Genomic DNA, 24,838 nt, shown 5'->3' with positions numbered 1-24,838 from the left:
TCACGATTTAAAATGTCACATTTACTCCTACATTGATGAGCCTGTTCTGAGGATATTGTAATCCGTTTGCATCCATAACTTCCGGCTCAACACCGAGCTCCTTCAGATTATCAAAAGAAAAGAGGTTATAAGTATTTACAAATATTCTCACCCTTTTCAATCCGGCTCTGCGTATAATTTTACGCGGAAGGGAATATCCAAGTTCAATGGTCCTGGAACGCAGATAGTGAACATTTGTAAGCCAGAAAGTGGAGTTCTTATTGTAATTGCTGTGCCAACCTGTATTATAGCGTAACGCCGGATATGTACCAGGAATCCATTCACTGTTCAAATCATATGGATCTTCACGGTGCCAGCGGTCCTCATAAAACTGTTTCAGGAGGTTTCCGGTATTCTGATAAGGCCATCGCATCTCATAATTCTGGTTAAAAGCATAACCGGTTGCACCTGAAAAATCTGCTCTGAAATCAAATCCTTTGTACTGACATGAGAAATTTACCCCAAAGTTAAAAATGGGATTTCTGTTACCCGGATAACCAATCGGACGTTCATCATAAGCATTAATCAGACCATCTTCATTTACATCTTTATAAATCAGATCGCCTGGCAACATTGTGCTGTTTCCCTCACCATCGTTATCTACAGGCCAACTATTGATCTGATCAAACGACTCAAACTGTCCAATAGCTTCATAGCCCCAGAATGTTCCAGTCCATCGGTCTTCCTGTGAATTGCGGTAGTGATCCCATGAATTCCCCCATTTAGGATTATATGAATGCAGGAACATCTCTCTGGCTACCGAAATATTTCCACCAACGGTATATTTGAAGCTTCTGATTTTTCCATTGTAACTGATTGAAGTTTCTGCACCTGTTATAGCATCACTGTTAAGGTTTTGAAGTGGCAGATCATAACCCAGCTCCTCAGGAACTATCTCATCTTCCTTATTGGCAAGAATTCCTTCCCTTCTACGGTAAAAATAATCCAAAGATCCACTAATCCTACCATCCTTAAGGGTATAATCGGCACCAAAATCGGTCATCTGACTCGTATACCATGAAACCTTTTCAGTATTGACATCTGTTCCCCGATCCCTTGCTCCTGTAATTACTTCGCCATCAATTATATTTGTAGACGTGGCATAATTATATCCGGAGTACGACGCGTAGGGATCGATTCCAACATTATCATCTCCCAGTTCTCCGTATGAACCTCTTAGTTTTAGATTTAACGATTTGTCTCCCAATAATTTTTTTATGAATTTTTCATCCGTAATACGCCATGCTCCTGAAACAGAAGGGAAAAAGGCCCAGCGTTTAGCTTTGGCAAAAATCCAGGAAGCATCCCTACGACCAGATAATTCAACAAAATATTTATTCTTATAGCTGTAGTTAAACCGTCCGATGTAACCGATTCTGGCCTGTACACTTTCACCATCATCGTATGTATCCATGTCCTCAAACTGAACCAAAGGTAATGCATTTGTTTTGGGAACAGCGTGCAGCCATGTTGATATATCACGTCTTTCAATTCTTTCATTCACAAATATTCCTTCCACATGATGATCACCAAACTTCCTGTTATATGTTGCCTGTGTTTGTATAACCCACTCAAGAACTTTTCTTGTCCCTCTTTCTCTCCATGGATTAAGATTTGAAAATGTTACGACATATTGATAGCCTTCAGGATTATCTGGATAATAAGTATAGGCATCATAAGTATATTCATGTCCATTCATTAACCTGTCGGCAAAATAATAAGACATCGTTCCTTTCAGTGATAGTCCTTTTACAGGGGTTTCGTAATCCGCGGTGTAATTCATCTGCAGCACGCGCCAGTCTTCACGCCAGTATCCGGATAACTCCTTATTCAACAAAGCCCAATTGGTATCCATATGCCCTATATCGTTGATGTAATCCGGATTATCGTTAGCATACGGTCGTTCTGTCGGACGGTTTCTGAACAGTGCGAAACGCGGTGCCCAGTAATCATCCGTTCCCGGCAAACCAGGATAGTCACGTGTTTCAATCCTGCCGTTCATCTGAGCGCTGATCACTAAGCGGTCTGTGATCTGTGCATCAAGATTGGACTGAACGTTGGTCCGGGAGAACCTGAATTCATCTCCTAAGACGGACCTTTGATCGAGTTGGGTAAGTGACAGATAATAAGCAATACGTTCTGAACCTCCGGAGGTATTCACATTAAAGGATGTTTGCGGAGAATTCTGGCGGATGATGAAATTATACCAGTCAAAACTTTGGTATCCCGATTCAGTCCCTTCCTTCCATTTCTGAAGTTCTTCCGGAGTTATCTCTGTTGTTCCGTTTAGATTCATCTCCGCATCTGCTTTCCCCAGCATCCATTCATATGCTCCAACTGTTTCCGGAAATCTTGACCAGTTTTGCCAGCCTGTATAAGCATCTACATTGACGACATTTTGTGCACCTTTTTGTCCGCGTTTTGTCGTCACCACTACTACTCCGTTTGCTCCTCTTACCCCATATATAGAGGCAGAAGCGTCTTTTAAAATTGAAATGCTTTCGATATCATTCGGCGACAGGTTATTAAAATGTCCGATATCCTTCTGTATTCCATCGATTATATACAGAGGCTCCCCCATATTTCTTATCTGTATATTTGCACTGGAACCCGGTCTTCCATCTGACATACGATAAGTTACACCGCCAATTTTTCCTGCTAATGTGGAACTTACTGTTGATGCATGAACCTGTTCCATTTCGGTAGCTGTAATAGCTGAAATGGCTCCTGTTAACGTTTCTTTTCGTTTGAAACCATATCCTACAGCAATTATTTCATCGATTCCATAGGCTGATTCCACCATGGTAACATGTTCAAAATCATTGGCATATACCGACATCTCTTTGGTTTCCATACCAATAAAAGAAAAGATAAGGATAGAATCTGTCGCCCTAATTTTGATAGAAAAGTTTCCCTTCATATCTGAAATGGTACCCGTTTTTGAAACTTTTGCAAGAATAGTAACTCCCGGTAAAGGCTTACCTTCCATATCAGTTACATTCCCTTGAATAATCTGAGCCTGTCCCGGACGATTGGCAATGAGTACAATAAGATTGTTTTCAAGGATCTCGAATCGTATATTTTTATCTTTCAGAATTTTATTCAGTATTTCTTCAATACCCAGGTTATCGAACTGGATGTCGACTTTCTGACGTGTATCTATAAGATCATCATTATAAAAAAAGCGATACTGACTCTGGCTTTCAATCATTGTGAAAAGTTCCTGCATCGTCTTTCCTTTGTAATTGCCACTAAACCTATAATTCTGCGCATAAACAGAAAGGTTTAACTGAAGTAAAAACGCCAGAAAAATAATAGCAGCACTCTTCACTACAAAACATTTTTAATTTTTCCCGGAAGAAAAAACGATCGCACTAGATTTTTTTCACACTCCCTTAAATTATCAAAAACTGTCCCTTTTAATTATTACTTTCAGCTATATGAGATAACGTTCAGGATGCATCATTCAGGGAATTATGTGATGCCCCTTATTACTAATTGAATTTTTTCAGCCTTGATATATCTTTCCTTATTACTACCTCTTTCCCCTGTATTGCATACGTTATTGGACAGGATAGTTTTATTGCATCCATAACCTGAAGCAAACTCTCATCTGCAAACGATCCTGAAAACCTAAGATCTTTGATATCGTCCGATTCAAACCTAAAAGTATAATCGTATTTTCTTCCAAGTTTTAATACCAATTCCCTGAATGGTTCACCTTTAAAAACCAACTTATTATCTTTCCATGATATTAATGGAAGCGGATCTACATTTTGGCTTATTACCAGCCGTGATGTCTTTCCATTTGCATTCATTTCAGGATTTTTGTAAAAAATCGCCTTATAATTCGGATTCAAATACACATCCTCAGCAAATTTTTCACTTTTATGATCAAGCTTGACCTTCCCCTCAACCAAAATAGTTTCAATGGCATCTTCATCCTCATAAGCCTTTACATTGAACTGGGTCCCAACCGCTTCAACAAGAAATCCATCGGCATTTACAATAAATGGCAACTTTTTGTTTTTGGCAACCTGAAAATATCCCTCACCTTCCAGAATAACATTCCTGTTCTTTTCGTTAAAAGTTCCTGAATACCTTAGATTACTTCCTGCATTAAGCCACACGTGAGATCCATCAGGTAGAATAATTTCTGAAATGGATCCCATAGGAGCTGCAACCTCAGTACAATTACTATTTCCTGCCTGGAATACCCTTTGGTTATTTATGAAATAATAGGTTAATCCACCCAGAATGAAAGATACAAAAACAACCGCAGCAATTCTGGAGAAGGCCATAAATTTAGGCCAGATTACTTTTTTGTCTTCATTTCTTTTTTCAATCCTGCTGCTAGCAAAACTGAGTTCATCTGATATCCTGTTAAAGAGTTTATCCTTATCAAATGCTTCAGTTCTTTTATACTTCTCATTTTCAAGCTCATCAAGCATCTGACTACTAAGTTCATCAGATGTGTCCTTTCCTTCAATTATTGTTTCAAGCTCATAAAGCTCCTCCAATAAAGTGTCCCCGGAATTTAATTTGTCCAGCAATTCCTTAAATCTAATATTGTCCTTTTTATTCTTCATTTCACTGTTAATACAATATATGCTCAGGCTCTACTCACTTGTTTCTGCTATTAAACATATTATTAACAAACATTCACTTTTATTTACATTACTCCTCCCAACAGAAGTATCAATAATCCAACTATAAGATACTCATCTTTAAGGTTTTCCTTTAAAAATTTTGTTGCACGATAAATCTGATTCTCCACGGTTCTGATAGAGAGTCCAAGCTCTTCAGCAATTTGAGAATTTGAATTCCCGTCAACCCTACTCATTTTAAATATATTTTGTTGCTGCCCCGGCAACTTAACTAATAATGTCTTAATTTTAGTATTAAGTTCCTTAAAATGAAGGTCTGCTTCAGGATTATCATTAAATGACTGGTTTACATTTTGCAGATAACATTCATATTTTTGTTTTACAACCTGATGCTTAATATGGTTCAATACCTTATTAACTGTCATACGATAAAGAAAACTCTTGAATGATTTCTCTTCATCAATTTCTTCCCGCATTTCCCAAATCCTCATAAATACATCCTGAACAATTTCTTCTGATTCAAACGTATTTTTAAGATAAGAAAAAGCGAAATGGAATAAATTTTCAGAAAATGCATCATAGATCTGCCTGTAAGCATATTCATCCCCTCTTTTTAATCTGCGTATTAACTCCTGCTCAATATTTCCAGTCCCCTTAGTTGTCAAACGTTAAAAATTGTTAGATGAAGGCTCAAAAATACAAAAAAATAAAAAACAGCAATGGTTATTTATCATGTTGTTATCAACTTTTTGATAGTAAATATCCTTCGATTGGTACTATACTGAATTTTAAACTTTATTTATACTTTCTGACACTATATCATTTGCGTCTTTTAACAAATCGAAGATTAATCATGCCTGCTAAGGACATCAATTATCATGTTTTTTATAAACCCATTTAATAATACGCTGTATTTTTTGAACCTGGTTCAGGGAATAATACACCTTAAATTATTTGTATACTCATTAATTAATTCCATTATCTTCTGATTTATGGTCTCTTTTTTACAATTTTAAATTGGATAATAAGTGAGCAATTATCAAAATAAGATTGTATAATCATAACAACGCAAAGATTTCATAAAAGTGAAACAAGAGGCTCAAAAGAGAAGTATATGAAGCAAGGCATATTATCAATAGTTGTGGTTTTAATTTTTTACAGTTTTTCAATGTTGGCACAGGGTTACTTCACCAACCCTATTTCTACATTTGATAATCCGGATCCTTATGTTATCCAAAAAGATGGAAATTATTATTATTGCGCAACTTATGGCAATGGCGTCACCATCAGAAAATCTAATCAATTACAGGAAATCGGAAAAGCTAAAGGATTCGAAGTATGGAATGCAGCTAATACACCAGAGGTTGCCCACACCATTTGGGCTCCTGAGCTACATTATATTAATGGCAAATGGTATATCTATACCTGCGGAAAACCATGTTCGGAAGAAACGAATACATGTGAACACCAGATTATTGTGCTGGAGGGAACAACTCAGAATCCACAGGATCCTTTTGTCTTTAAAGGTTATCTGGCACACGGTATTGATGGCACGGTCATACAAAAGGATGGTGAATTGTATTTTGTCTGGATGCGTCATGAAAACGGAACGACTTACCACATATCAATTGCCCCCATGCTGTCTCCCATACAACTAGGGTCACCAACAATACGGATTTCGCGTGATCCTTTTTATGACTGGGAAACACATGATCAGTATTGTAATGAAGGACCTGCAATTTTATATCGGGGAGACAAGGTAATTATTATCTATTCTGCCAGTGCCAGCTGGACTCAGTGGTATTCTTTAGGGATGTTTTCAAATGATACAGGCAACCTGCTTGATGCAGCATCCTGGATAAAATCACCAACACCTTTATTTCAGAAATCAGATAAAAACCGGATTTATTCCACAGGGCATTGTTCGTTCACAAAATCACCCGATGGCAGGGAAGACTGGATTTTGTTTCATGCCAAAACAGTTCCTGATAATGGCTGGGATGGACGCAAACCCCATCTTCAGCAATTCACCTGGGATGAAAATGATAATCCGGTATTTGGAGAACCCTTATCTGTCGATACCAGAATTCCAATTCCTTCATCCGATAACAGGAAGCATCAGACCATAACTTTTGCCGCGATAAATACAAAAAACGTAACGGACGAAGATTTTACAATACATGCGGAAAGCAGTTCAGAATTACCTGTTTTTTATCTTATTAAGGACGGTCCTGCAAGCGTAAGTGGGAATACCGTATCACTTACCGGGAAACCCGGAAAAGTAGTAATTGCCGCGTACCAGTTGGGTAACGATACTCTAAATGCTGCCCCGGAGACTTTACAGAGTTTTAGCGTACGTGACCCAGATATGCAGTGGGGAAACGGAGATGGTCTAAAAGCATATTATTACTCCGGAACGGACTTTAACAGTTACGTATTTAAACGCATTGATCCGGAAATAAATTTTGACTGGGGAGCCGGTTCTCCGGGGAATGGTGTTCCAAACGATAATTTCTCAGTAAGATGGCGCGGTTATGTACAACCGCTTTTCAGCGAAACATACACATTTTACATTACTTCAGATAATGGCCGAAGGTTAAAAATAGGCAATACTACACTCGTGAATAAATGGCTGGAAGACTGGGGATTTGAATATTCCAATACTGTAAAACTAACAGCTGGAGAAAAAGTGCCAATTGAAGTAGATTTTTTCTCCGCCACAGGAGATGCAAATATTAATCTCTACTGGTCAAGCGCTTCAAATCCCAAACGACTCGTACCGCAAAGTCAGCTTTACAGTGAGCTGGGGACTTCTGCTTCAGACAAAATCAGTACATACGCTGTTTTTAATGTATTCCCAAATCCTTCTAACGGATCTTTCCATTTAAGCTTTCCAGACCGAACAGCAAAAAACATTACCATTCTCGATCTTGCAGGCAAGACTGTTTATCAAAACAAGGGGTGTGTTTATGATAAAATTCAGATCAATTTGCCTCCTTCAACAAGCCGGGGAATATATTTACTAAAAGTTACGAATGATGATCAAAGCATGACGACAAAATTCTTTATAAAATGATGCCAACAACTCATAATCATAGCTTAATACCGGTTATATAATGAGCAAATCATTCTTTTTAATTGTAATTATAGGGAAGTAATCAAGATTGCAAGACAATTATTATGCATAAAAAAAGGACCTCAACATATATGAACATGCATTTATCTAAGCACATTACTATTATTCTGGCAGCGTTAATTTTTTCTGTTTTTCAGGGTTCAGCCAAAACTTTTGATATTGTATCAGGTTCAACCTATATCATCCGGTCAAAAGCCAGCAATAAAGTCCTTTCTGTGGAGAATTCTTCCCTGGAAAATAATGCCCGGATTGTAATCTGGACTGACACAGGTTCTGACGCCCAAAAATGGATTGCCACTGACATTGGAGATCAGGTTTTTACGTTTACGAATTTGGCAAGTCAAAAAGTACTGCATATAACCGGTGGTATAATTGATCAGTATCAGAACACCGGCGATAAATTAGTAAAATGGACAATGACGGATGCCGGTGATGGATCAACCTATATAAAAACAGTGGCAAATACTGATTATTTACTGGATCTGGAAGATGGGCTTTCTACAGAAGGAACACATGTAAAAGTATTCCAGACGTCTGACTCAGAAACGCAAAAATGGTTTTTCGAACCACAGGATCCAACACCATCAGCACCATCACCAGAAGTCATGGACAATGTTTTTTCTGACTGGATAAAAGCATATTATGATACAAGAAATGGCAACGAAGTGGTTAAAGGAGAAGGATTCTGGGCTGTGGCAGAGATCATGGAAATTGTTGATGATGCTTTCGAAGTAAGCGGTGACGTAAAATACATAACTTTATTTAATGCAATGTATAATCAGTTTATTGCCCGCGAAGGACAGGACTGGATGTGGAATGAATATAATGACGACATTACCTGGATGGTTCTGGCATGTACAAGGGCTTACCTTTACACCGGAAGTACCAAATACCTTACCATAGCTAAAACAAATTTTGACAATATGTACGCTCGTGCTGCCACTAATGACTTTGGTGGCGGACTAATCTGGAAACAAGGTGTTATGTCAAAAAATGCCTGCATTAACGGTCCGGCCATGGTGGCCTGCTGTTACCTTGCGGAAGCAACAGGTGATAATACCTATATTGATAAGGCAAAGGAAATTTATGAATGGTCAAAGCTTTACTTGTTTGATCCGAATAGCGGAAAAGTAAACGATGCATATTATCTGAATACAGATAATAATCAGTATGAGACAAACTACTGGAGTTCCACCTACAATCAGGGAACCTATCTGGGTGCTGCCATAATGCTTTACAATCACACAAAAGATCCGCAATACCTTTTAGGAGCCCACTATATTGCGGATTATACAAAAAATACAATGTTTAACTCAAGAGTGATCAATTCTGAAGATGGTCGTGACCTGGAAGGATTTAAAGGCATTTATCAACGTTATGCCAGAAGATATGTCAATGATTGCAATCGTTCAGACTATATCCCGTGGTTACAGCTCAATGCAAAAATGGCATACAATAATCGTAATTCGCAGGGATTGATCCAGACATTGTGGGGAACTAAAACTCCGGAAAATGTTCAGCCTACCGCATTCAGTGCCTCTACAGCTGTCTCCCTATTGGTCAATTGCCCGATGGAAGAGAACATTGTAAAAGATGCATACCAGATTATTGAAGCAGAAAATTTTACTTATCTCAGCGGAATTATAACGGCTGCCTGCTCTGAAGGAACTGATATGGTACGGATTAAGAACGGAGGTTATATGGCTTATTATAACGTTGATTTCGGCCTTACCGGTTCAGCCACAGCAGAAATAAGAGCATCCTGTGAACTTACCGGCGGGTCCATTGAAATCCATTCTGAAAGCGAAACCGGTCCCTTATTGGGAACATTTAATATTCCGTCGACAGGAAGTTATGACACATATACCGCGGTAAGCTGTGAGGTGACCAATATAAAGGGCCTGCAAAATATTTATCTTGTCTATTCCGGTTCGGGTACAATGCTGAACATAAATTACTTTACATTCACAGAGGCAGAAGAAACAGGTTCAGCAAACGGACTTCTGGGAAGCTATTATAACGGAATGACTTTTAACACTCCAACCCTCGAACAGATAGATTCTGTGATAAACTTCGACTGGGGCACTCTATCCCCCGTACCAGGAATTTCTAAAGATTATTACTCTATCCGCTGGACAGGACAAATTGAACCCCGTTTCACCGATGCCTATACCTTTTATATCACGTCCGACAATGGTAGAAGATTATGGATCAACGACCAACTGATCATCGACAAATGGATCAGCGACTGGGACATTACGTATTCTGGAAATATAGCACTTGAAGCAGGCAAAAAGTATAGTATTAAATTGGAGTATTTTGAAGAAGTTGGCGGCGCGAATATTAAACTGGAATGGGAAAGCAAGACACAACAGGTCAGGGAAGTTATTCCTGCTTCACAGCTCTTCCTACCGGAACAAAACTCTACTGCGATTAAAGGTCCTGATGCGGTTTTTCCTAAGGTTAATCTGTATCCAAATCCTGTAACTGAAAGACTCTTCATTGGTGGGAAAGCTTATGATAGGTATGTTATCACAGATTTAAAGGGGAAAATCTGTATGAAAGACCAAATTACGAATAACCAAGCAGGGATAAATGTTTCAGATCTGAGTCAAGGCTTATATTTCATTCAATTAGTGAATAAAAAAGGAGACAAAACGATCTCAAAGTTTATCAGGTTATAGTTTATTAGAAGGTTAAAACTCAAACTTATCTATTTAACAACAAGAATTCCCCTTTGATAGTAGGTTGAATCCGTAAAACGAACCTCGTAAATGAACATCCCAGGGCTTTTGGTAAACGCATCCGTATTTAATGTGAAAGAGCCCTTAGATTGTGCTGAATACAATGTTTTTCCTGACAGATTAAAAATTTTCAGATGAACCGATTCATTTACATCCAAAATCATGTTGAAATTGCGATGCAGACCAACAGGATTTGGTCCAATTAATAGGTCATCCTTATCTAACGACTGCAAATTAGTACCTAAGTATACACTGCATCCATAAATATTTCCCCAGAACGATTTAAATAAAAGCTGATCATCATTATGTTTACAAAGTATCTCTGAAAACCCGTTACCTTCAGGGAAAGTATAATAATTCATTTCTCTGGAAGGTCCAACTCCTTCAATAAGTTTAAGGCCTTCTTCCGGGCTTCCTTTAAAGTATATGACTTTCCTGTGATCAACAGTATCAATATTGGTCACAATCATTGGCAAGATCTGAGATGAATTCACATATTTTAACGTATCCCCGATAGTCAAAGTCATGTCATATACGATATTTTCATGACACGGTTTGTCTGTGCAGTCATAATCATAAGCTAACATATACATTCTTCCATTTACCGTATCTTCTCTTAGGTAAGCCACGATTTCAGAATAACCTTCGGTAACTTCCATTGCGAGTTTTTTATAATGCAGATCATTAATGATCGTGTCACCGTATGCTTTTTCTACAATTGTATGTAAACAATCACCACATCCAGTATCAGACAGGTAACTCCAGCTTACAGTGTCTGCATCCAAAACCTTTTTAAAGTTTTGCGCATTTAAATATACTAACTGACTCACAAAAACAAGAAGTATTGTAATCCATTTCATAGCAGATATTTTCAGATAATCTGAAGACAAAGTTATCAAATACTTTCTATCTGAACAACTCGTCAATTTCTTTCTGAGAAAGGTTCTGGAAGGGATTATTCGTATTGATAAATGTACTGGCCAGTTCACTTTTCTTTTCCTGCAGTTTGCTGATTTTTTCTTCAATGGAATCGCTGGTAATAAACCTGTAAACCATCACATGTTTATCCTGTCCTATGCGGTGTGCACGGTTTACTGCCTGCATTTCTGCCGCCGGGTTCCACCACGGATCAATAATAAATACGTAATCAGCTTCGGTGAGGTTCAAACCGACACCACCTGCTTTCAGGCTGATCAGAAATACATGGTTATCAGGATCATTCATAAACGCATCAATCACCTGTTCCCGGTTTTCTGTAGCGCCAGTTAACATGCTGTATTTCCATTCCTTTTTAATAAAATACTTTTCCAGTATCTTCAGATGTTTTACAAACGACGAAAAAACCAACACCTTATGTTTCTCAGCTTTCAGGTTTTTCAGGTTTCGTTTGATCCGGTCATATTTACCGGAATCTCCCTCATATTCTTTGTTTACAAGAACCGGATGATTGGCCAGCAAACGCAACCGCATCAGTCCCTGAAGTGCCAGTAAGCGGGTTTTGTCAACGCCGGCACTCTCAATATTCTGTAGCAGATTATTGCGTATTCCCGATTTTTCTTTCTCATATAACCTTTTCTGATCATCGGTCATCGCACAATATAAAACCTGCTCATGCAACGGTGGTAAATCCTTTGCAACCTGATGTTTGGTTCGGCGCAAAATAAAAGGCTGAATAATTTTCTGCAAACGCTCTTCACGTTTCTCGTCCTTATTTTTTGTGATAGGAATTACAAAATGATTCCTGAAATAATTCTGTGATCCCAGCAACCCGGGATTGATAAAGTTAAACTGTGCCCACAGATCCTGCAGCGAATTTTCAATGGGTGTTCCCGTAATAGCCAGGCGGTGTTTTGCATCAAGCTGATTCACCGCACGGTATATTTTGGAAGATGGGTTTTTAATAAAATGACTTTCATCCAGAATCAGGTAATGATACTGGTATGTTTTAAGAAATTCAAGGTCATTACGTACAACGCCATAAGATGTCAGGATCACATTAAAATGACGGAATATTTTCCAGATATCCATAGACCTAAGGCGCTTATTACCTGTGTAAGTATATACCAGCATACCCGGACAGAATTTCTTTATCTCGTTCTGCCAGTTATGAAGGAGCGACTTGGGCATAACAATAATGCTGGCCGGTAACCGGTGTGACTCAGCTTCTGTTTCAGGCTCATCATTCAGCTTCTGATCAAAAAGATTGAGTTGTTCCTTCGGTTTGGTATCATCAATGATCCTGTTGACAACCCTTCTCTTTTTGGTTCCAAAGCTACCTTCATATATGTATTGCAATACAGTTAATGCCTGCAATGTTTTCCCCAGTCCCATATCATCTGCCAGACAGCCTCCAAACTCATTTTTTCGCAGGTGCATTAACCATGAGTATCCTTCTTTCTGATAGCTCCTTAATGTGGCATTAAGACTTTCAGGAACCGGAATATTAATATCGGGCCGGTGCGAATATACATCTTCAAGTACCTCCCGGTCAACCTGCCTTACATCACGGTTCTGTAGCAGATTAAAATGGATTTTATCCAGAACTATTTTGTCCTCTTTCTCTTTGCTAAACTTAAAAATCTCCTGATAGCGTGTAAACCATTCTGTCGGTAAAACCACAACCTCACCATCTGGTAGCTGATACTCGCGTGTGCCGGTTAAAATATGCTTTTTAAACCTGATAAACGGAATGGTATAACCTCCAAGTTTTACAGTCCCGTACAATTCAAACCAGTCAATGGTATCCGACATATCCATAGTCAAATCAATATTCCCGGTATAAAATGTGGTTTTATAGTGGCTCTGATCAATTTCAAAACCAATTTCATTCAGTTTTTTTGTGTTCTTATTGATCCAGTTGACCAGCATATACAGGTTAGCTGAAACATTATCTGTAAATCCTTCCGGCCTGAAAAATGAATTCTGTTGTTTTCTTACACCGGTCTCTGTCAGCTTTTGCTCCAGTTCCTCTTCCCAAATCCATTTCCGGTTGAACCGCTGAAAAATATACGCTTCATTTTCTTTAAAAAAACTGACATCCACTGCCTTCCTTCCACTTCTGATAAAATACCGGTTACCATATTTAAATTTAAGGCTCAACACAGGTTGTCCATCCAGATCTTCTTCCAGGAAAAGATGTGCAGAATGTTCCGGTTCCTGATCAATGATAGAAAAACCTTCGGCCAGAACGGTATTATTCTTAATGGCATTCAGCACAAATGTTTCCATATATTTATTTCTGGCTGATCCGGGTATTTCAATATGTCGCTTTTTAGTAAACGGTTGAAGTTTTTTGGCATCCACATCATTAAAATTGAACAGGGAATGACCGATTACTACCCATGCAGGTGAATTACTGAGGATAATCAGATTTTTATTCATCAGCTTTATATCATCGCCCCTGTGACGTATGGAAAGACTGTAGTGAATGGCTGTCTTTTCATCCTTGAAATTAAAGATGGTCTTTGAGTCAGATCCTGCCATCTTTAACTGGTCTGCATCATAAAGGTTATTATAATTCGGTTTTCGTATAAACACAGGTATCTCGTACTCAACAATGATGTTCAAAATTTTATCAGCCCACTCTTCAATAAAAGGCCTTATGCGCTCTTCGAAGCGATCAAGTGTTAACTGTCCGAAAAACTCATTAACTGTTTTAGTTTTGCTGAAAAGCGCTACGAGATTATGTTCTGAATATTTTTCAAAATACCGGATAATGGTTTTTTCATGCTCCTCAAACTCATACCCTTCCTTTCCAAAATGGAATGTAGAAGCCTGCTCATGAAAAGTAATAAACGATTCATTCGTTCTTTTCACAAGCGTTGGAACAACGATCCATCCCAGATAGCGATGCTCGGTAATGGTTATGATAAACTGATACTGCACGTTTGCTTTATACTGATTTTAAATCCGTTTTTCATCATCAATAAACGACAAAGATAATGCATTCCGATTTTCAGCAACAAGCCCATAGTAGATTTTATGTCGCTTATATTTGAAATAAATAAGTAAAAATATATGGAAGCATTATCGGCAGCAGATAAGAATCCACGTACCTTTGAGATCATAAAAACCTGATTATCAAACTGAATATAAATAACAGACCAGCATATTTTAAGCATTCTTATAAAATGGTTCGCTTAAGTTTGTATATTTGTCGCGGTTTAATAAAAAAATAATAAAATGAAACTACTTGAAGGGAAAACAGCATTAATAACAGGGGCAGCCCGTGGTATTGGTAAGGCTATTGCCATTGAATTTGCCAAGGCAGGTGCCAATATTGCATTCACAGACCTCAGAATAGACGAAAATGCTCAGGCCACAGAAAAAGAAATAGAAGCATTGGGTGTAAAAGCAAAAGGTTATGCTTCGGATGCCAGCAAATTTGAGGAAACTCAACAGGTTGTGGAAGCTATTAAAAACGATTTCGGACAGATTGATGTTCTGGTTAATAATGCCGGAATTACCATGGATACACTTTTAATGCGTATGACCGAACAACAGTGGGATGCTGTTATAAACGTGAACCTGAAATCTGTTTTCAACTTCACAAAAGCAGTTCAACCTATCATGCTAAAACAAAGATCCGGATCCATTATTAACATGAGTTCTGTGGTTGGTGTAAGTGGAAACGCTGGTCAGGCTAACTATTCTGCTTCCAAAGCCGGAATGATTGGTTTTACAAAATCTGTAGCCAAAGAGCTGGGATCACGCGGTATCAGAAGTAACGCAATCGCACCTGGTTTCATTATCACTGAAATGACCAATAAATTGTCTGATGAAGTTAAACAGGAATGGGCTAAAACAATTCCTCTTAAAAGAGGTGGAACTCCTGAAGATGTAGCTAATGCCTGTATCTTCCTTGCATCAGATCTCTCGCAATATGTAACCGGACAGGTACTGCATGTTTGCGGTGGAATGAATATGTAATCATTAAGACACAAGAACCAGGATTTAAGACTTAAGATAAATTTGTTCTCGTGATAAAAGGAGGTGGTCCCGATGACCATCGGAATCGAAGGATTTCAACTGAATAATCGCATTTATAAAATAATTAAGAGCTGCCAATGGGTGGCTCTTTTTTATTGCATATTTTGTTCCGATCAAATAAAACATTACTTTTAATCTGTTTACCACAAATCATTAACGTCTAATTAAATTAACTGATGAAAAACCTGTTGTTGCTATTGTTTTCCAGACGGTTTAATCCAGTAATTGTATTTATATTTCTACTCCTACCGGCAACTGAATTCTTACATGCTCAGAATGATTCTGTATTACTTCAGAACGTTCTTAAAACCGGGCAATATGGCATGGGGCTATCATCGCAGGTCACCGGAACCAGCAAACTAAAGCTGTTCGGGCAACCACTGATTATTCTGGATGGAATGCCATACTACACCTTTAGTTCGAATATAATAAATTATGCCACCGCAGATCTAAGTGACATAGCCAATATGCTTGGAATTTCAGAAGAAGAAATTGAATCTGTGACGGTTTTAACTGACCCTACCGATTTAATGAGCTACGGTTCAGCAGCAAAAAACGGTGCCATTTTTATCACAACAAAAAGAGCAACCAATAATAATATTTACTACAACTTAAAAACGCGCATTAGTTGGGAAAAGCCCAAATATAATATGTTAGATAATGATCAATATATAAACTATTTAAATGAAGCCTATTGGAATAGATATAGCCTGGATGGAATTATCACTGGAGCCCCAACGGATAATTTCATCAGCTATTTCATAGAGGATTTAATGACTGATCCCAACTATAGAAGAAATACAAACTGGTTTGATGAAATCACTCAAACCGGATTTCAGCAGGAACATACTTTATCTTTAAGCGGACAGCATAAAGGAATTGGTTATCGATTCTCATCAACATTCAATAAAGAAACCGAAACTATTATCAATACAGGAAATACAGATTACAATTTCAGGTTATTTTTAGATTATAAGGTAAGAGACCTTCTATATATTTCCGGAGGAGTTGATTATATAAACCGTTCAAATAATGACTATTATAAATCGGATAATGTAATGGATATTAGAGAACTAGCTTTAAAGATGCTGCCTAACATGTCCATTTATGAATATACTGATGAGGGAGAAATAACAGAAAATTTCTTTTTGCCAACTACATCGATTCAAGGTTCTCAATTTATTAATCCTGTAGCATTAGCGATGCTTGTAAAAAATAATACAAATCAGTCCTTTCTTAATCCCAAATTAAGTATTAATCTACAACCATTTAAATCACTCTCCTATTATCTAACACTGGATTATTTAAAACAATCTAATGAGAATATATTAGCTTATCCTGATTTACTTAATAGTTACTTTTCAAAACATTTACAGGAAACCGCAAATAATAAAAACACGGATAAAAAAAGCTTAAATATACGTAACCGAATTAATTTCAGACCAAATCTTGGTACCCGGCACATCCTCAATCTATTTGGAGAATACAATTCTAGAATCTCCGAATACAGTGGTAAAGTATCATACGTTAGTCCTTACTCCAATGTAAATATTATTCACTCCGAATCAACAGATAAAATAAATGATGCCCTTGTCGGATTAAATTACAAATTGCTTAATAAATACCAGGTAGAATTCATCAGCTCAACTGAAAAGATGAAATTAAATAGAACTATTCATAATAGAACGTTCAACTATGGTGGTAGTCTACAATGGATAATTTCTAATGAAAGCTTTTTTACATTTAGGCCTTATATCAATTCCATGAGATTTAAAGTCTCCAAAGGGATTACATACAATCCTTACACCATAACTACGACACGTTACGAGCCAACTCGAGTTTATATTGACAGACTGGACACAGTTGAAGTATATGAATCTACTGACTTTGATCTGAATACTTCTTTTTTAAACAATAAGATATTATTAAAAATTAGCTACTTTAAAAGATCTTATGCTAACGAAAATCTTATTGCAACATATTTACCTGTGGCTCCCGGAGCAGCAGAACCCAATATTGTTTTTCAGAATTCAGATGTTCACGGTTGGGAAATACTTTTTAATTCTCAACTTGTTAATAAAAATGATTTTAAAATCAATTTTGGAATTGTTATTAAGAATACTAAAAATTCAATCTCATATCTGAATTTTCCAAGTTATTATTTTTCTTATTCAATTTATAACGGGATCTATCCTAATGATAATTTTGAATTAAACAAACCTTTTGGAGAAATCGCCGGACTTAAATATATGGGAGTATATCAATACGGCTCTTTCATTGCCGGATCTCAGGATGATGCGCCGGTTGCAAGAGATATAAGTGGAAATGTAATCAGAGATTTATACGGCAATCCAATTTACATTACTTACAAAGCAAATGATATAAACTATATCTTTCAGGGTGGAGATGCTAAATACCAGGATCAAAACTTTGACGGGACCATTGATGAGAATGATGTTGTCGTTATTGGTGATGCCAGACCATTACTTTCAGGTACATTCGGTCCGGATATAACATTTAAAAGATTTTGGCTGGGAACCTTTTTTAATTTCAGTTATGGCAATGATATTGTTAATCTTGCCAGAATGAATCTTGAAAACATGTATACCTTATCCAACCAAACCATTACAACACTTGACCGATGGAAAAAACCAGGCGAAGTTACTGATGTTCCAAGAGCAGTATCTCATTTTAGCTACAACTGGCTGGGATCTACACGATTTGTTGAAGACGGTTCTTTCCTACGTTTAAAAGCTTTAACGCTTAAATATGCTTTGCCTGAACATATCCGTGAAAAACTGAATCTGAAAAAACTGTCATTTTATGCTACTGCTAAAAACCTGTTCACATGGACTAAATACAAAGGAGCCAATCCTGATATCAACCTGAATACAGACTGGTACAGTTACGGTTTTGATTCTAATTATGCGGTACCAATAAAAGAAATAGTTTTTGGTGTTAATATTGGAATCTGAGTTTTAGTTGTTCTTTAATATATTTTGTTATTTTTGATTTAAATTACTTGTTGAATGAAAAGTTTGAATATACCTGTTGGGATTCTAATATGCTTTATCTTCATTTCAAATTTTGCCCTTTCTTCAGAAATTTGCAAAACAGATAATGCGTCTTCAGAAATAAATGACATAATTAACTTTGATGAAGAAACTGTTTATAATGAGTTTTCAGATATAGATTTGTTTGTTTCACAGTTGAGCAATCGCAGTATCAACTCATACGAAATCCCTGCCAGTATATTATCAGATCAGGTACAAGTATCATTAAACCAACAGCAAACAGATATTAATTATAAAACATCTCTGGGACTCCCTTCTATTATCTGGGGTTGTGCACTCGGCGTTCCTGGTGTGATGTTTATTTATGCTGCAACCGATCGTGATGTAAAACAAACAAATAATGCATTTGCAGGTTGCTTTATCAATACAGTCGCTCTTATATTTATCTTTATTTCAAACCAAAACAATATAAACTACTTTTAATATATATTAATTATGAAAAAAAGACTCTTGAAAATTACGTCACTGTTGTTTGCTTTATTAATTTTTACCAGCCAGACCCAGGCGGGAAATTATGTAACCAGTCTGAATTCGGACAATGAAATTGATGAATTCTTTGCTTTCAATGAGAGTGAAATATATGACTCTTTTGAAAGTTCAGTATTAGGGGAATATGCTGATAACATAAACGATGCTGCTGCTCTTCTGCCCCTGGCAAGTGAAGATGATCCTTATGCTATGGATGAGGCATTTGGAATACCTTCATTTTTATGGGGTTGTGTTGGCGGAGTGACCGGAATTATCCTGGTAAAAGTGATCACAGAAGATAACAGAGAAGCTAAAAAAGCATTCACTGGTTGCCTGATGAGTTACATCCTGGCAGGTGTTGTTTATGCGGTTTATATTACTGAGGCTGTAAACCAATAAGTGAAATTAAACTGTATTGAAAGCCATTCAGATAAAATATGGATGTTTTTTTTCTTGACTATATAGAATTGTTCTGTTATATTTGCTATTCGTATTATTAACCCAAATATTATAACCATGGCTAAATTTTTTCAAAAATTCTTAGCTGTATTTTTAGCACTAATCTTGCTAAATCTGCAGACTTTCGCATCTCCTTTTGCAGGATCAGATTTTAGTGATGAAGCACAGGAATTGGTTAACTTCAACGAAGATGCTATTTACAGTGAATTTCAGGAAATTGATGCGTTATCAGACATGCTTTTATCAAACGATGTCTCTGCAGACGAGATTACAGATAATTCTATGCTGGAAAACGTAAGTATGAATGCTTCCCTCCCTTTAAGTGCTGATGAAGACGGAACAACAGGACCTCCTCTTGGTATACCTTCATTCCTTTGGGGTTGTATATTGAGTTGGGTAGGTATTTTGATAGTCTACTTCCTTACTGAAGAGAACAAAGATGAAACCAAAAAAGCAGTATGGGGTTGTGTTGCAGGAGCTGTAGCATATACTTTATTCTATGTTATCGTCTGGGGCGTTGGAGCTGCTGCCTCAGCATCAACATATTAAAAAATTTCATATCCTTTAAAAGCCAGTCATTGACTGGCTTTTTTTATGTCCATTACTTGTAATTTATTCATTCAAAAATTACATTTGTATAATACAATTATTTGTACCTGCTATGAAGAAAATTCTGTTTAAATTCATCTCTATAATCTTAGCTTTCCTGTTAATAAATATTCAGGTTCTGGGAAGTAATATAATCAGTGTCTCGTCCGGTTCAACAGATAATGTTGATGAGATAATAAATTTTGATGAAGATCTGATTTACAGTCAATTTGATGAAATCAACGATTTAACAAACCAAATAAATTCTCAGGGCGCATCTACCGAAACGGCTCATAATTCTTTACTTCTTAAAAATATTTCTTTGGAGGCTTCTCTTCCATTGCCTGAAGATGATGTAGACACAACTGAGCCTCCTTTGGGCATACCCTCATTTCTTTGGGGATGTGTTTTCGGCGTTGTAGGGATTATTATCGTTTATATTTTCACTGACGAAAACAAAGTGGAATTAAAAAAGGCATTAAACGGATGTGTTGTTGGCTATGTTGTGCCAACAGTAGTATACATATTAGTTTACGCAGTATTTGTAGTAGCCGCAACCTCAGGTTCAACATCAGGCAATTTACAATACTATTAATTTGAATAATTAAAGGTAAAAGCTATATTTGTATATGTCGCTTCTATGACAATATAACTCACTTAAATTAGCTATTATGAAAAAGTTTTTTCTAAAAATTGCTTCTGTACTGATGGCACTCGTGTTGTTTAATGCCCAGACGTTTGCAGGAGCACTATCATTTAGTAGTTCTGACCTTTCAAACGAAGCTCAGGAAGTTTTAAACTTTAGTGAAGATGCCATTTATGCTGCTTTTTCAGAGATTGAAGATGTAACCAGCCTGATTTCTCAAAGCGATGTAACATATGAAGAGCTTGCTTCTCAGGATGTTGCAAACCTTGAACTTGTTAGTTCATCCTCGTCTTTACCTTTATCTGCTGATGGCGAAGTAGGCCCACCACTTGGTATTCCGTCATTCCTGTGGGGATGTTTGTTAAGCTGGGTCGGTTTATTAATTGTTTACTTCCTGACAGACAGAGACAAAGATGAAACCAGAAAAGCCCTCTGGGGTTGTATAATCTCAACATTGCTTTACGGGGGTGGAGTACTTTTCACTTATTAAAATACAGAACAGCCCGGTGCAAATCCGGGCTTTTTTACATACTTTATGAAACGCTTTTTTCTAATATTTTTTTGTTCGATTATTCTCTCAGTCGCAGGCTTTTCTCAGGAAGCTTACCGTATCCATTCAGATTTTTTGTTTAAATCGAAAGGTCTGGACAGTTTATTCCGGGTCACTAAAGGAGAGGTATTTTTTGATAAAAATATAAAGACACTTGTTTTCAAAAACACATTTCCTAAACGGGAAACATATGTTATTAAAGATACGCTTTTGTACGTTTATCATGGTGACACGTTAATGGAAACCAGAAAAAACATCATCCCGCCCGAACATACCATGTTCAGTTACTTGCTGAGTAGTACATTTGCTAATTACGGATTAGAAAGTGCCGGATTTCAGATAAACAACGTTGAGAAAAAGAAAGGTATTGTCGTTACATCATGGTTGCCAAGTGGTATTATTGGTAAATATGTAGGAAAAATTCTTGTTGCTAATAAAGACAAACGCCTTTATTCTGTGGTTATCTACGATAAGGATATGAAAATATTAAGTCGCCAGATATTTAAAAAGTATGAAAGCATTGATGGGACAGAAATTCCCAGTGAAATTTTAAGTGTAACTTATTACAACGACTCATCCCAGTATATGCAGATAACAAACCTGGCAAACATCAAACTTAATGAGAGTAGCAATGAATCATTGTATAATTTTAAAATTCCTGATCTGTGAAACTTAAATACTTGATCATATTAGGCTTCATAGGCATCTGTATTGAAATTTCGGCTCAAAACAATGAAAAACAGGAATTAAAAGATCTTTTTGAGGTTTCGGAACATACGTCTTACAATGGTTATATCAAAAACAGTTCCAATGAGCTGGAATTTACAGCAGCTGTTTTATTTGTAGGGTACAAAACATTCTTTTCTTCCCAGGATATGCAATCCTGTGTGTTTTATCCCAGTTGTTCTGTTTATGCCGTTGAATGCCTGCGTCAGGAACCATTTCCTAAATCTGTATTTAAAATTTACGATCGTCTTACCCGATGTCATCCGTTTGCATCACCTAAATATTATAAAATTCATGAATCAGGACAGTTTTATGATCCGGTTAAAGAATAGTCTCCTGTTTTTTTTGCTGTTTTTTTCCCTCAATGCATTGTCCCAGACAGCATACGACTTTGAGCATTCCCTCAAATTCGGTCAGTATCTATTCAATACAAATCAATATAACCTGGCGGCACAGGAATTTGAACGTGCCGTATATTTTCAGCCTCAGGATTCGGTCAGCAATTTTATGTTGTTTAAAACTTATTCTATACTGAACCAAAAAGACAAAGCTCTGATTGCCTACAGGAACTATTCAAAGGATTATGATCTCAAACTGATGCCGGACAGCTACGGCACCCTGTATGCCAGTTTGTTAATTAAAGATGGGGATTATGATGAATGCATGTCATTTATTGAAAAGAACTGCTGTCTTTCTTATAAATCAAAATATATCGTTTCTACCCGATTGGTTGAAAAAGACTGGCAGGAAGCCTGGGATGCAGCTGAATTATTGAATGGAAATGAACCTAATATTTCTCCACTATTGAATCTTGTGGATGAAAGCAAAAACCTGAAACTCAAACATCCGGCACTGGGAGCGGTATTTTCTGCTATCATACCGGGAACCGGTAAAGTGTATGCCGGGGCATGGCAGGATGGACTTGTCGGTTTTTTTATGACCTCAATATCAGGACTTCTGGCCTACAGGGCATACGATAAATACGGCATAAAAAATCCTTACACCTGGTTTTTAGGAGCCATGGCCGTAGGATATTATTCGGGAAATGTATATGGTGGCTATAACACGGTAAGAAAGTACAACCTTTCAAAAGAAGATGAAATTGTTAATAAAACGAAGTTATATATATCTGATTTTTAGTCTGCTTACCTTTTCAACATATGCTCAGGTAGGTGATCAGGCATACAGTTTTGCCAGACAGCAATTTGAAAAAGGAAATTTCAGTGATGCGGCCAGGGAATTTAACCGTGCAATTTTTCTTGGTACAACCTACACTGCGGAAAGTTACAGAAGTATTGGCGAATGTTATTTTAAAACAGGATCCTACGGCCTCTCAGACATATTTCTGGACAAAGCTTACTTTGCACAAAACAATGACAGCATAAAGACCGAGATTCTTTTACGGAAAACATATTCAAATATTTTAAGAAAGAGGTTTTCTAATGCATATTACGAACTGGTGAATGTAGATTCACTTTATGATACAGCTCAGACAGAAACATTTTGGTTTTATCTGGGAGTCGTATATTATGGGATGGATGATTTTGAAAATGCCAAAGCCAGTTTTGCAAAAAACTTAAGCCCCGGAGAAATAAATCAACTGGATGCTGAATTTGCATACCTCAAAAAAATGCAAAAAAGACATCGCCCTGGAAAAGTTGAAACCATGAGCTATATGTTACCCGGATTAGGGCAGATTCACACCGGTAATATAAAGGATGGAATTAATTCATTTGTATTGTTAAGTGCATTAATGTACGGAATGGTTCAGGTAGGAATTATCTACTCCGGATTCGACGGACTGTTTTTGTTCGGGCCCTGGTTTCAGAGATACTATATGGGAGGAGCCGAAAAAGCCAAACATATGGCAGAACATAAACTGATGGAAGTAAAAAACGACGTATTTAATCATATTCTTGAAATTGGTAAAGCACATCCATAAATACCTCTTTCTGGTCATAATCATAACATCACAACTGTACGTATCAGAAATGCAGGCTGGGCAATTTAAACTGTCCCAACTGGACTCCATTGTCAGCCTCATTTACAACTTCAGATTTAAAGAAGCCCGTGAACTTACATATTCCATGCAGACGGACGAAGAATACAAAGTTCTGCCCTATGCCTATTCATATTATTGGGAGTATCTGAGTGGAAACGAAGCAGAATTCAATATTAAGACCTGTACCAATTACCTTCGTTACAAACCCACACCGGGAAATGATGATTCTTTGAAACGAGTATATGAAGTTTCGGTAAACCTGTTAAAACTAAGAGTAAATATTTCAAAATCAAATTATATTGCCCCTCTTCTACTTTTTGATGATATCAGACAGTTTTTTAACCAGTATGATCCGGAACCAACCGATGATTTCAATATGCTTTACTGGGGCTTATTTAACTACTACATTACGTACGCCAGAGAAAACACTTTTGCAGCAAGGTATATCCTGAACGACTGGCCGGAGTCAAATAAACGGTCAGGCATTATAATGCTCGAAAATCTAAAAAATTCACCATCCGTCTTTGTAAGAACTGAAGCTTTGTATTTTTTGGTCCGCATTTATTTCGAAGGAGAAAAGAATTTTGACCAAGCGTTAAAAAATGCTAGGGAACTTGTCGCATATTACCCAAACAACTACATTTATAAATGGTTCTGCTTAAGAATTTTAAAAGCAAAAGGTGATACAAACGAGTTGAACCGCAGCCGTCAGGCATTTCTGGACGACTTATTGCAATCAGATTTTTACTCCGAACAGCAAAAATCACACTTCAAAAGACTATTAACAAGTATATAATTGTGTGAATTTTA

Annotated in this window: 19 protein-coding genes; 14 read left to right on the top strand and 5 right to left on the bottom strand. The window is 37.1% G+C overall.

Annotated elements, in window-relative coordinates; genetic code table 11:
- Window positions 1–7: 7 nt before the first annotated feature.
- The 3 genes from ACE1ET_RS13540 to ACE1ET_RS13530 form a co-directional block, all read right to left on the bottom strand.
- Entirely contained in the window at window positions 8–3,370 is a 3,363-nt protein-coding gene (locus ACE1ET_RS13540; protein WP_375728952.1) for a TonB-dependent receptor, read from the bottom strand.
- 163 nt (window positions 3,371–3,533) lie between these two features.
- Window positions 3,534–4,628 carry a FecR family protein gene (locus ACE1ET_RS13535; protein WP_375728951.1) on the bottom strand — a complete coding sequence of 365 codons (1,095 nt, stop codon included), beginning with the start codon at window positions 4,626–4,628 and terminating at the stop codon, window positions 3,534–3,536.
- Between the two features lie 83 nt (window positions 4,629–4,711).
- Window positions 4,712–5,311: an RNA polymerase sigma-70 factor gene (locus tag ACE1ET_RS13530; RefSeq protein ID WP_375728950.1), complete on the bottom strand. Its 600-nt coding sequence runs from the start codon at window positions 5,309–5,311 to the stop codon at window positions 4,712–4,714.
- 449 nt (window positions 5,312–5,760) lie between these two features.
- On the opposite strand from ACE1ET_RS13530, the gene ACE1ET_RS13525 reads away from it, so the two are divergent.
- Both ACE1ET_RS13525 and ACE1ET_RS13520 read left to right on the top strand, forming a co-directional pair.
- Window positions 5,761–7,722 carry a family 43 glycosylhydrolase gene (locus ACE1ET_RS13525; RefSeq protein ID WP_375728949.1) on the top strand — a complete coding sequence of 654 codons (1,962 nt, stop codon included), beginning with the start codon at window positions 5,761–5,763 and terminating at the stop codon, window positions 7,720–7,722.
- 137 nt (window positions 7,723–7,859) lie between these two features.
- Window positions 7,860–10,466 (top strand): glycoside hydrolase family 76 protein, encoded by a 2,607-nt coding sequence (locus ACE1ET_RS13520; protein ID WP_375728948.1) that lies wholly within the window; start codon window positions 7,860–7,862, stop codon window positions 10,464–10,466.
- Between the two features lie 29 nt (window positions 10,467–10,495).
- Here the strand turns inward: ACE1ET_RS13520 and ACE1ET_RS13515 are convergent, their stop codons facing one another.
- A complete protein-coding gene (locus ACE1ET_RS13515) occupies window positions 10,496–11,386 on the bottom strand; it encodes a T9SS type A sorting domain-containing protein (protein ID WP_375728947.1) in 891 nt (296 codons plus the stop codon).
- Between the two features lie 46 nt (window positions 11,387–11,432).
- Window positions 11,433–14,411 (bottom strand): DEAD/DEAH box helicase, encoded by a 2,979-nt coding sequence (locus tag ACE1ET_RS13510; protein WP_375728946.1) that lies wholly within the window; start codon window positions 14,409–14,411, stop codon window positions 11,433–11,435.
- 297 nt (window positions 14,412–14,708) lie between these two features.
- Here ACE1ET_RS13510 and fabG point away from each other — a divergent pair, with 297 nt between their 5' ends.
- The 12 genes from fabG to ACE1ET_RS13450 all read left to right on the top strand — a co-directional run bounded on the left by fabG (window position 14,709) and on the right by ACE1ET_RS13450 (window position 24,824).
- Complete coding sequence (gene fabG / locus ACE1ET_RS13505) at window positions 14,709–15,455, top strand: 3-oxoacyl-[acyl-carrier-protein] reductase (RefSeq protein ID WP_375728945.1); 747 nt, start codon at window positions 14,709–14,711, stop codon at window positions 15,453–15,455.
- Between the two features lie 236 nt (window positions 15,456–15,691).
- Complete coding sequence (locus ACE1ET_RS13500) at window positions 15,692–18,490, top strand: SusC/RagA family TonB-linked outer membrane protein (RefSeq protein ID WP_375728944.1); 2,799 nt, start codon at window positions 15,692–15,694, stop codon at window positions 18,488–18,490.
- Between the two features lie 54 nt (window positions 18,491–18,544).
- The gene (locus ACE1ET_RS13495) at window positions 18,545–19,012 is read left to right on the top strand and encodes a hypothetical protein (RefSeq protein WP_375728943.1); all 468 of its coding nucleotides are present in this window, start codon (window positions 18,545–18,547) and stop codon (window positions 19,010–19,012) included.
- Between the two features lie 12 nt (window positions 19,013–19,024).
- Window positions 19,025–19,456 (top strand): hypothetical protein, encoded by a 432-nt coding sequence (locus tag ACE1ET_RS13490; RefSeq protein ID WP_375728942.1) that lies wholly within the window; start codon window positions 19,025–19,027, stop codon window positions 19,454–19,456.
- Window positions 19,457–19,573: 117 nt separating this feature from the next.
- On the top strand, window positions 19,574–20,065 hold the full coding sequence (locus ACE1ET_RS13485) for a hypothetical protein (RefSeq protein ID WP_375728941.1): 492 nt from the start codon (window positions 19,574–19,576) through the stop codon (window positions 20,063–20,065).
- 112 nt (window positions 20,066–20,177) lie between these two features.
- Complete coding sequence (locus tag ACE1ET_RS13480; RefSeq protein WP_375728940.1) at window positions 20,178–20,699, top strand: hypothetical protein; 522 nt, start codon at window positions 20,178–20,180, stop codon at window positions 20,697–20,699.
- 76 nt (window positions 20,700–20,775) lie between these two features.
- Window positions 20,776–21,240 (top strand): hypothetical protein, encoded by a 465-nt coding sequence (locus ACE1ET_RS13475; RefSeq protein WP_375728939.1) that lies wholly within the window; start codon window positions 20,776–20,778, stop codon window positions 21,238–21,240.
- A 45-nt stretch (window positions 21,241–21,285) separates the two neighbouring features.
- A complete protein-coding gene (locus ACE1ET_RS13470; protein ID WP_375728938.1) occupies window positions 21,286–21,969 on the top strand; it encodes a hypothetical protein in 684 nt (227 codons plus the stop codon).
- Window positions 21,966–22,358, top strand: coding sequence for a membrane protein insertion efficiency factor YidD (gene yidD, locus ACE1ET_RS13465; protein ID WP_375728937.1), 393 nt, complete (start codon window positions 21,966–21,968; stop codon window positions 22,356–22,358). The genes ACE1ET_RS13470 and yidD overlap by 4 nt, the downstream gene beginning before the upstream one ends.
- Complete coding sequence (locus ACE1ET_RS13460) at window positions 22,321–23,166, top strand: tetratricopeptide repeat protein (protein ID WP_375728936.1); 846 nt, start codon at window positions 22,321–22,323, stop codon at window positions 23,164–23,166. The genes yidD and ACE1ET_RS13460 overlap by 38 nt, the downstream gene beginning before the upstream one ends.
- Complete coding sequence (locus ACE1ET_RS13455; RefSeq protein ID WP_375728935.1) at window positions 23,123–23,968, top strand: hypothetical protein; 846 nt, start codon at window positions 23,123–23,125, stop codon at window positions 23,966–23,968. The genes ACE1ET_RS13460 and ACE1ET_RS13455 overlap by 44 nt, the downstream gene beginning before the upstream one ends.
- Window positions 23,943–24,824 (top strand): hypothetical protein, encoded by an 882-nt coding sequence (locus ACE1ET_RS13450; RefSeq protein ID WP_375728934.1) that lies wholly within the window; start codon window positions 23,943–23,945, stop codon window positions 24,822–24,824. The genes ACE1ET_RS13455 and ACE1ET_RS13450 overlap by 26 nt, the downstream gene beginning before the upstream one ends.
- The last annotated feature ends 14 nt before the right edge of the window (window positions 24,825–24,838 follow it).

The sequence above is a fragment of the Quyinboa mangrovi genome (assembly GCF_042219825.1).
GTDB lineage: Bacteria > Bacteroidota > Bacteroidia > Bacteroidales > UBA5342 > JBHJHP01.
Note: the sequence above shows the minus strand (reverse complement) of the source record. Positions and strands in the feature narration are given on the sequence as shown.